The organism is Asaia sp. W19 (genome assembly GCF_003994335.1).
In the GTDB taxonomy this organism is placed as follows: domain Bacteria; phylum Pseudomonadota; class Alphaproteobacteria; order Acetobacterales; family Acetobacteraceae; genus Asaia.
Genome location: NZ_PNQZ01000194.1, coordinates 1 through 995, shown reverse-complemented (window position 1 = coordinate 995; position 995 = coordinate 1). Strand labels below are relative to the sequence as shown.

The 995-nt window shown below is 63.2% G+C and carries 1 protein-coding gene; it reads left to right on the top strand.

What is annotated here, in order from left to right:
• Positions 1 to 927: molybdopterin cofactor-binding domain-containing protein (locus C0V97_RS17925; RefSeq protein WP_148114982.1), on the top strand; the 927-nt coding region annotated here is incomplete at its 5' end.
• Between the last annotated feature and the right edge of the window lie 68 nt (positions 928 to 995).

Genomic DNA, 995 nt, shown 5'->3' with positions numbered 1-995 from the left:
GTACAGGTGAATCACGGCGGCACGGAAATGGGTCAGGGTCTGCACACGAAGATGGTGCAGATCGTGATGAACGAGTTTGGTCTCGACGCGCAGAATGTGCGTATCACGGCCACCACAACCGGCAAGGTGCCCAATACCTCGGCCACCGCTGCCTCATCGGGGGCCGATCTGAACGGCATGGCGGTACTCGACGCGGTCAGTCAGATCAAGGCGCGTATGGTCACCTTCGCTGCCGAGAAATGGCAGGTTGCACCAGAAGCGATCCGCTTTACCTCGGAAGGGGTACGCATGGGCGAGGCCCTCGTACCATTCCGTGATCTGGTCTGGCAGGTCTATTTCGCCCGCATCTCGCTCTCGGCCAGCGGGTTTTACAAGACGCCCAAGATCTCCTGGGATGCGGCAACCGGGCGCGGCCGGCCCTTTTATTATTTCGCCTACGGCGCCGCCTGCGCTGAAGTCACGCTGGATCTGCTGACTGGCGAAAACAGCATCGACCGGGTCGATATCCTGCATGATGCTGGGCAATCCCTGAATGCGGATATCGATATCGGCCAGATCGAGGGGGCCTTCGTTCAGGGCGCAGGCTGGCTCACCACCGAGGAACTGGTCTGGGACAAGGAGGGCAGGCTGCGTACTCATGCCCCGAGCACGTACAAGATCCCTGCCTGCTCAGACCGCCCTGCTATTTTCAACGTGACCCTGCTCGACGACGCCCCCAATCGCGAGGCGACCATTTACCGCTCCAAGGCGGTCGGAGAGCCGCCTCTCGTTCACGGCGTGGCCGTACTGCACGCGTTGTCCGATGCCATCGCCAGTCTGGACGGGTATCGGCGCTGCCCCGGGCTCGACGCCCCGGCAACCCCTGAACGGCTGTTGCGCACGATCATGCAGGTGCAGGCCCGCGCCGCGCAGGGAGAGCCCTCCTGATCGACCTGGATCTGGTCCGAAGCTGGCAAGGCTCGGCCGTGGCGGTACTGCGCGTGGTGGTGGCCGAG